The sequence below is a fragment of the Priestia flexa NBRC 15715 genome, assembly GCF_001591565.1.
GTDB lineage: Bacteria > Bacillota > Bacilli > Bacillales > Bacillaceae_H > Priestia > Priestia flexa.
The window spans coordinates 1-8,344 of sequence record NZ_BCVD01000143.1; the positions used below are offsets into that span (position 1 = coordinate 1).

At 39.4% G+C, this 8,344-nt stretch carries 9 protein-coding genes and 1 riboswitch; of the genes, 5 read left to right on the plus strand and 4 right to left on the minus strand.

Features of this window, described 5'->3' with window-relative positions:
• Positions 1-39: 39 nt before the first annotated feature.
• A complete protein-coding gene (gene ade, locus BFL01S_RS17540) occupies positions 40-1,773 on the minus strand; it encodes an adenine deaminase (protein ID WP_061786487.1) in 1,734 nt (577 codons plus the stop codon).
• A 77-nt stretch (positions 1,774-1,850) separates the two neighbouring features.
• Positions 1,851-1,952: riboswitch (purine riboswitch) on the minus strand.
• 190 nt (positions 1,953-2,142) lie between these two features.
• Positions 2,143-2,364 carry a DUF1128 domain-containing protein gene (locus BFL01S_RS17545; RefSeq protein WP_025907514.1) on the minus strand — a complete coding sequence of 74 codons (222 nt, stop codon included), beginning with the start codon at positions 2,362-2,364 and terminating at the stop codon, positions 2,143-2,145.
• Positions 2,365-2,512: 148 nt separating this feature from the next.
• Here BFL01S_RS17545 and BFL01S_RS17550 point away from each other — a divergent pair, with 148 nt between their 5' ends.
• From BFL01S_RS17550 to BFL01S_RS17560, 3 genes are read left to right on the plus strand one after another with little or no spacing between them, the layout of a single operon-like run.
• Positions 2,513-2,986 carry a low molecular weight protein-tyrosine-phosphatase gene (locus tag BFL01S_RS17550; RefSeq protein WP_061786488.1) on the plus strand — a complete coding sequence of 158 codons (474 nt, stop codon included), beginning with the start codon at positions 2,513-2,515 and terminating at the stop codon, positions 2,984-2,986.
• Positions 2,987-3,009: 23 nt separating this feature from the next.
• On the plus strand, positions 3,010-3,354 hold the full coding sequence (locus tag BFL01S_RS17555) for a hypothetical protein (protein ID WP_025907511.1): 345 nt from the start codon (positions 3,010-3,012) through the stop codon (positions 3,352-3,354).
• A 15-nt stretch (positions 3,355-3,369) separates the two neighbouring features.
• On the plus strand, positions 3,370-4,206 hold the full coding sequence (locus BFL01S_RS17560) for a YihY/virulence factor BrkB family protein (RefSeq protein ID WP_025907509.1): 837 nt from the start codon (positions 3,370-3,372) through the stop codon (positions 4,204-4,206).
• Between the two features lie 243 nt (positions 4,207-4,449).
• Here BFL01S_RS17560 and BFL01S_RS17570 read toward each other — a convergent pair whose 3' ends face one another.
• Both BFL01S_RS17570 and BFL01S_RS17575 read right to left on the minus strand, forming a co-directional pair.
• On the minus strand, positions 4,450-6,366 hold the full coding sequence (locus tag BFL01S_RS17570) for a heavy metal translocating P-type ATPase (RefSeq protein ID WP_061786489.1): 1,917 nt from the start codon (positions 6,364-6,366) through the stop codon (positions 4,450-4,452).
• A gap of 208 nt (positions 6,367-6,574) precedes the next feature.
• Complete coding sequence (locus BFL01S_RS17575) at positions 6,575-6,724, minus strand: BH0509 family protein (RefSeq protein WP_035319822.1); 150 nt, start codon at positions 6,722-6,724, stop codon at positions 6,575-6,577.
• A 326-nt stretch (positions 6,725-7,050) separates the two neighbouring features.
• On the opposite strand from BFL01S_RS17575, the gene BFL01S_RS17580 reads away from it, so the two are divergent.
• Positions 7,051-7,368: an ArsR/SmtB family transcription factor gene (locus tag BFL01S_RS17580; RefSeq protein WP_025907506.1), complete on the plus strand. Its 318-nt coding sequence runs from the start codon at positions 7,051-7,053 to the stop codon at positions 7,366-7,368.
• 12 nt (positions 7,369-7,380) lie between these two features.
• A complete protein-coding gene (locus BFL01S_RS17585) occupies positions 7,381-8,325 on the plus strand; it encodes a cation diffusion facilitator family transporter (RefSeq protein ID WP_061786490.1) in 945 nt (314 codons plus the stop codon).
• Positions 8,326-8,344: the final 19 nt, after the last annotated feature.

An 8,344-nucleotide genomic window follows, 5' to 3' on the forward strand; every position in this document is an offset into this window, starting at 1 on the left:
GGGGTCAGTCCCCATTACGAGAGTGAGCTTTTTTGTGAATTAATTCGCTTCTATATCAATATGTTTAAAGCTCATAAAGTCAAAAAGTCCTTTATCCGTTAATTTTAAGCATGGGATAACGGGTAAGCTTAAAAAAGATAAAGTAAGCAATGGATTGAAGGCATCGCTAATATCTAATCCTTTTAATGCTTCATGTAGAACGTGAAGCTCTTTGTTTACTTGTTCGTAAGGTAGAGGAGACATGAGGCCTCCAATTGAAAGTGGAAGAGAAGCAAGCACTTGTTCATCCTTTACGAGTACAATTCCACCTTGGGTTTTTTCCATTTCTTTAATGGTCATCAATAAATCCCGGTCATTTGTACCAACAGCTACAACATTGTGAGAGTCGTGAGCAATCGTTGTTGCGATGGCTCCGTCTTTTAATTGAAACCCTTTGACAATCCCAAGGCCGATATTGCCCGTTTGGTGGTGGCGCTCGGCCACGACTAATTTTAAATGATCTCTCTCTGTATCAATCGTGAACGTTCCGTTTTCAACTACTACTTCTTCCACTACGTGGTTGGTAATAAGCTGGTTTGGAATGATTTCAATAATATTTGCTTTATTGTTCTTCATGTTAATTTGCAGCTGTTCAATGGAAATAGATTTCAAATTTACCGAGTGCATCAAGTCTTTAGGCTCGTTTGTTTCATTAGCCGGTTCAACGACAAGCTGGCCGCTTTTGGCCACTACTTCTCCATTTGTAATAACCGTTGACGCATAAATATTTTCTAGTTCATCAAATAGCATGATGTTTGCTTTGTATCCAGGAGCAACAGCACCTTGTTGCGCTAAACCGTAGCACTCAGCTGCGTTTAATGATGCCATTTGGATTGCCATAAGTGGGTCCAAACCTTCGTTCACTGCAAGGCGAACGTTGTGGTCAACAGATCCTTCGGCTAGCAAATCATCTAGATGCTTATCGTCTGTACAGAATAAGAATCGTCGAACGTTGCGCTCATTAACAGCCGGCAGCAACTGCTTCAAATCTTTGGCAACAGAGCCTTCACGGATAAGGACGTGCATGCCACGCTGAACGCGCTCGAGTGCTTCATCAGCTGTTACGCATTCGTGATCCGTTGAAATGTGAGCTGTTCGATAAATATTAATCCCTGTTGCATCCAATCCGGCTCCATGGCCATCGATTACGCCTTGATGATCTTTGGCTGCCTGAAGCTTAGCAAGCATATCATCGTTCGCATCACGGACAGCAGGAAAGTCCATAACTTCCGCTAAACCAATCACGCGTTCATGATTGAAAAAAGGTCGTAAGTCCTCTGCTTTTAAGACAGCTCCAGAGCTTTCAAACGGAGTAGCTGGAATGCTTGATGGCAAGTTAATAAGTACTTCAAGCGGAAGGTTTTCAGAGTTTTGGAGCATAAATTCAATGCCTTTTTCGCCTGAAACGTTGGCAATTTCATGAGGGTCAGTTACGACAGTGGTAACGCCTCTCGGTACGAGAAGCTTTGCAAACTCTTTCGATGTGACCATTGATGACTCAATATGAACATGGCCATCAATGAAAGTAGGTGAGACATATTTGCCAGTCGCATCGATTGTTTGTTTGCCTTCATATTCACCAAGGCCAACAATCATTCCGTCCGCGATGGCAATGTCTGCTTCAAGAACGCTTAATGTAAACACATCGATAATACGTCCGTTTTTTATGACTAAGTCAGCTGGAATTTGTTTATTTGCAACAGCAATTTGCTTTTTAAGTGAATGGTTTGACATAATGGTTTATCTCCTCTCATTGTGAAACAATGAAGGACTAAAAAGAGTAGAACACCGCTCGGAAGTAATATAGAGGTATAAAAATGTTCAACTTTCGTAGTCCAACTATTTACGGTAGTTTGGTAGAAACTCTTGGACCCTATTTCCAAGATTATACGAGTGTATGCTTATAGGTATTGCGATACATTGTATCTGTATTTTGAGAAGTCGTCAATTACTATCGGAAAAGAAAGACTTTTGTGAATATTCTACTCGTATAATGTTTTAAAGAAAAATAAACGAATGTCGTGAAGTTGGAAGAAGTGATGTGGGTAAGAAAAAGCCGCCAATGTACAGAGCAGGCATTGACGGCGTTTGTGAAGCTTAAGCTTACTTGCGTAACGCCCCTAATTCTTCTGCAATTGCTTGCATTTCACTTGGACTGAATGAGTCTTTACGCATAACCATTTCATATAAATATTTTAAATCCTCGTACATTTCTTCATCAAAAGCATCGCCTTTAATTGCACCGATGTTTAACATGCGAAGCTTTTCGCTAATTTGATCAATCATAAACGTAATGTTTTCTGGAGACTTTACTGATAAATCCACTATGTTCATCCTTCCGAGCTTTTTTCTCATTGTAACATGTTTTGATAAGAAGAACACTGTGTTGTCAAACTCTTTGACCAAAAACAGGGTTTTCTTAAATGAAAAGGCTTGTATATAATGTTTGTAATAAGAGAAAGGAGTCGAAACTATGGTTAAAGTACTATTTGTATGTCTTGGCAACATCTGTCGCTCTCCAATGGCAGAAGCAATCTTTCGAAAGTTCGTAAAAGACAAAGGGCTCGAACAGCAAATTGAGGTTGATTCAGCCGGAACAGGAAACTGGCATGAGGGCAAGCCACCTCATGAAGGAACGCTTCGTATTTTAACGGACAATCAAATTGACGTTACAGGTTTAACAGCGCGCCAAGTTATTGAAGAAGATCTTAATCAATTTGATTATATTATTGGCATGGACGCTGAAAACGTGGGGAACTTAAGACGTATGGCTGGACATCATCGTGATGTACGCATTGAGCGTCTGTTAGATTATGTTCCACATTTGTCCGTTGAAAATGTTCCTGACCCTTATTATACGGGGGATTTTGATGAGGTATACGGCCTGGTTACAGCAGGATGTAAGCAGTTAGTAGAAGAAATCATAAAAGAGCAGAAATTAAGCTAACTAAACAAGAGGAGAGTGGGAATATGAGTCAAGGAAAAAGTAAACTTCTTGAAGGGATTATTATTGGAGCAATAGCTGGTGCTGCAATTTCAATGCTTGATAAAAATACGCGTAGAACGGTTATTGAAAACAGTAAAGCTGTTAAAAATAAGACGGTACATATGATTAAACATCCAGATGAGGTAAAGCAAAATCTTCAAGAAAAATATGCTGCTGTGCGTGAAACAATTGAACAAGTATCCGATGATGTTTCGTTTTTAACGACACAGGTGGAACAGCTTAAGAAAACAACTCCCCAGGTATTAGACGTAGTAAAAACAACAAAGGAGACTTTCTCACATAAGTATGGCCAAGATGAACAGAAATAATTGAGAGGTGAGCATATGGCCGACACAACAAAGATTGTAGCTTTTATAAAAGAATTAGCAGCTCGCATTCATAACGATGAACTGCCAAGCCTGTCAGCGGAGCTAGCATACTATTTGCTTTTGTCGCTTTTTCCGTTTCTAATCTTTCTCATTACGCTCATTGGTTTTTTGCCCGTTCAAGCACCTGATTTATTGGAGCTTGTTGAAAGCTTTGCGCCAGATCAAGCAATGAGTATGATTGAAAATAATCTAGATAATATTATTGGCTCTCATAACGGAAAGTTGTTATCGTTTGGGATCATCGCGACAATGTGGTCAGCATCTAACGGAATTAATGCCATTGTGCGAGCATTTAACCGTGCTTACCATGTGCAAGAGAATCGTCCTTTTCTAGTGGCAAGAGGTATGGCTGTATTACTAACGTTTGCGATGATTTTCGTGATTATTGTGGCGCTGTTATTACCTGTGTTTGGTCATATGGTCGGCTTTTATCTGTTCTCAACCTTCGGATTATCTGAAACCTTTTTATCATTATGGGCTGCTTCTAGGTGGATTATTAGCGGTATTATCCTGTTTATTGTCTTTATGGGTTTATACTATTTTGCTCCTAACAAGCGCTTGACTTTAAAAAATGTTGTACAAGGAGCTGCTTTTGCAACAATTGGTTGGACGGTTGTGTCGTTTATTTTCTCATATTACGTTAATAATTTTGGAAACTATACGGCAACGTACGGGAGCTTAGGCGGCATTATTGTATTGTTGATCTGGCTGTATTTGTCAGGAATGATTATTGTCATTGGTGGAGAAATTAACGCCATTTTTTATGAGCGAAAAAAAGCAATCAAAGCATAAGGCGACCACCCTATTTGCATATATTGGTATGAAACGAAGAGTAGGAAGCGGGCATACTAATGGTGAAATGAAAGGGGGATTTACCATGACAAAACATACGAAAAAAGACGGAAGCAACACGAAACAAAACAAAAAAAGCCATCCAAAGCATAAGACAAGTAATAGCCAAAATGGGCAAAACGGCTACCATTAAGGAATATGCTTTTATAAAAAAAGAGGCCTGGTGAAGGGCCTCTTTTTGTGTTAAGACTTTAATAAGCGCAGTCCGTTTAGGATAACAAGAATTGTGCTTCCTTCATGCCCAATAACACCAAAAGGCATATCAAGAACTTGAAGGAAGTTTGACGAAATTAATAAGAAAATAACGCTGATTGAGAAGATGACGTTTTGCTTAACAATGCTGTTCATTCTCTTAGATAATTTAACAGCATCGGCAATTCTTGATAAATTGTTTTTCATTAGTACAACGTCAGCTGTTTCTAACGCGACGTCTGTCCCTTCTCCCATCGCAATTCCAACATTAGAAGTAGCAAGAGCTGGTGCGTCGTTAATTCCATCTCCAACCATCGCTACAGTCGAATATCTCTCTTTTAATTCTTTTACTTTGTCAACTTTTGCTTCAGGCAAGCATTCGGAAATATATTCATCTACCATGCATTCTTTTGCGATTGCTTCCGCTGTTTTTTTACTATCTCCTGTAATCATGACGGTGTGAATGCCAAGTGATTTCAGTACTTTAATGGCTTCTACTGCTTCTGTTCGTACAACGTCTTTTAATGCTAAGATTCCAATAACGCCGTGTTCATCTCTTGCATAAACAACGGTTTTCCCCTCAGAAGCAAGATTTACCGCAGCTCCGTTTTTAAACGAAGTGGCATCATCTTTGCCAATGAAATCTGCTTTTCCAATCTTCCATTGCTTACCTTGGACCGCTCCAATAACACCAAAGCCTGGAACATCTTCAAGAGATTCAGGTTGAAGTAGCTGAAGACTCCTTTTGTCTTTTGCGAACTGCACAATTGACTGAGCAAGCGGATGGTTTGACTGACGCTCAATGGAAGCAATTTTAATTAAAAACTCATCTTCAGAAACGCCGTCACGAACGAGTACATCTGTTACCTCAGGCTTTCCTTTCGTAAGCGTCCCCGTTTTATCAAACGCCACTGCGTTTAAATGGTTTAATCGCTCTAAATGGACGCCTCCTTTAAATAGGATTCCTTTACGAGCTCCGTTCGAAATAGCTGAAAGCGAAGCTGGCGTAATGGACGCTACAAGTGCGCAAGGAGAGGCAACAACAAGTAAAATCATTGCTCTGTAAAACGTTTCAGTCCAGCTCCACCCAAGAACATAGTGAGGAAGGAACAGCATGATGGCAACAACAGAGAGAACCACTTTTACATAGGTTCCTTCAAAGCGTTCAATGAATAGCTGAGAAGGTGATTTTTCGCTTTGAGCACTTTGTACAAGCTGAATAATCTTTTGAAACAGTGTTTCCGTACTTGGCTTTGTCATTTTAATGACGATAGCCCCTTTTAAATTTACTGTACCAGCAAACACTTCTTCATCAGCCGCTTTTAAAACAGGAACGGATTCACCCGTGATGGCTGCTTGATCAATCGTTGTTTCACCTGATAAGACAATGCCATCTACCGGTACACGTTCACCAGGCTTCACAAGCAACGTATCGTTCACTTGTAGTTCAGAGATGGCTACGACTTCTTCATGATCTCCGTTTAAGCGCGTTGCTTCTTGAGGCTGTAAATCCATTAAAGCACTAATTTCACGGCTACTTTTATTCATGGTGTATGTTTCAAGCGCTCCGCTTAGTGCAAAGATAAAGATAAGCATGGCACCTTCTGTCCAGTAGCCAATCACAGCTGCACCAATGGCTGCAATAATCATCAGCATTTCCACGTTTAGTTCTTTATTTTCAATCGTTTCCTCAATACCTTCTTTAGCTTTGGCAAATCCTCCAATAACATAAGCCAGAATGAATAACGTAATAGATAAGGTCGAAGCATCTTGTTTTGATAAAAGCCAAGCAACTAAAATAAGCACGCCGCTTGCAAGAGCAGCAATCAATTCACCGTGTGTTTGCATGCCAGCAAGAAACGAAGAAGTCGATTGGTTCTCTTGTTTTTTTGCTAATGTTTGTTCCATAAAAAGCCTCCTATAATGTAGTAGTTGAGAAGAATAATCACAATCATTACCCCTAAAAAAGCACAAAAGCTGCCATCTCAGCGATAGCAGCACGTCTTACAATTGTTATAAAGTTTTTTTGAATATATTAGTAACAAAAGTATAACATGGAATAGCTACAGAAGGAATAGTGAAAATGGCGCTTATAACCTAAAAAGAGTATATGCGCTCACATGTCTAAGTGTTCTTCATATAGTCGGTATGCGGATGAATAAACATGCTCAATATCAGCATCCGTCATGTACATTAACGTCTCACGATCAAACCCCTTAATTGTTTCAATAAACATAATCATATTCTTGCGCTCTTGTCTGCTCATTGTTATTTCTCCTCCCAATCTGTTTTAATACAGATTATTATTATTAATTGTATTATATAACAGTTTTCTGAATTTTGTGTAGCTTTTTTTTGAAATTAGGCTTATTTTTTTAAAATTGTTGATTTAGCCTAGAAATTGCAGACGCTGTATCTAGTTTTAAACGATTAAATACAAAAATAATGAAGCGAAGGAGCGTGCGACTCCTTAGTAATGAAAACAGTATTTCTGGAAATAGTAACAGTTGACAAATATTTTTATTGAATTTACAATCATATATATGAGCATATGCTCATATACTGTCATATGTTGTGGAAGGGGAATCTTTAATGAAGAGAGAAGACCATCACTTTTTATCAGACAGAACAGTCGACGAAGCATCTCGCATGCTAAAAGCTATTTCTGATCCGACACGAATGAAAATTTTATATTTACTATTTCAAGAAGAATGTTCCGTTGGCCATATGACAGAAGTATTAAATATTTCACAATCTGCTGTATCCCACCAGCTAAGCTATTTGCGAAATTTACGATTAGTGAAATACAGAAGAGAAGGAAATACATACTTTTACACATATGCAGACGAACATGTTGTAGGTATTTTAAATCAAGTGATTCAGCATATTGAATGCGTGCATGAAGAATAGGGAGGAGATTGAATGAGTCACCACCACCACCACCATCATCACCATCACGGCCATGATCACCATGGTCATCAACACTTTGATATGCAGCGTGAAGGCAACCAAAAAGGGTTGCTTATTGCTTTATGTATTACAGCGGGTATCATGATTTTAGAATTCATTGGAGGACTTGTCACAAATAGCTTGGCTCTTCTATCAGACAGTGGTCATATGCTTTCGGATACAAGTTCATTAGCACTGAGTCTTGTAGCCATTTGGTTTGCAAACCGTGCAGCTTCATCTGAAAAAACGTACGGGTATTATCGCTTCGAAGTATTAGCTGCCTTGTTTAACGGAGTAACTCTCTTTGTTATCGCAGGTTTTATTATTTATGAAGCATATGAACGAGTATTAAATCCACAAACGGTTGCGAGCGGTACAATGATGATTATTGCAGCCATTGGTTTAGGTGCTAACCTGCTTAGTGCGTGGTCGCTGCTACGACAAGGGGACGTAAAGGATAACGTTAATTTGCGAAGTGCATACCTACACGTGTTAGGGGATGCTTTAGGCTCTGTGGGAGCATTAGTTGCCGGGCTGCTCATGCTTTTGTTTAATTGGTATATTGCCGATCCTATTATTTCCGTTGTGGTTGCACTCCTAATTCTAAAAAGTGCGTGGGGAGTATTAACTCATAGCTTTCATATCCTAATGGAAGGTTCGCCTGCACACGTAGATATAAATAAAATCAAGGAACTACTTAAAGAAATTGATGGCGTAAAAGGTGTTCACGATATTCATGTATGGACGATTACATCGGGACTTCATTCTTTTAGCTGTCATTTACAAGTAAGTGACGACCAGGACTGCCAGGCTATTTTACAAAAAGCGCTGAACTTAGTGAACGAGCAGTGTGGCATTGAGCATTCGACGATTCAAGTTGAGAAGTCGGGACTGGAGCATGGTGAGCTGAAGGTATAGAGGAGAATAGAAAGAGTTT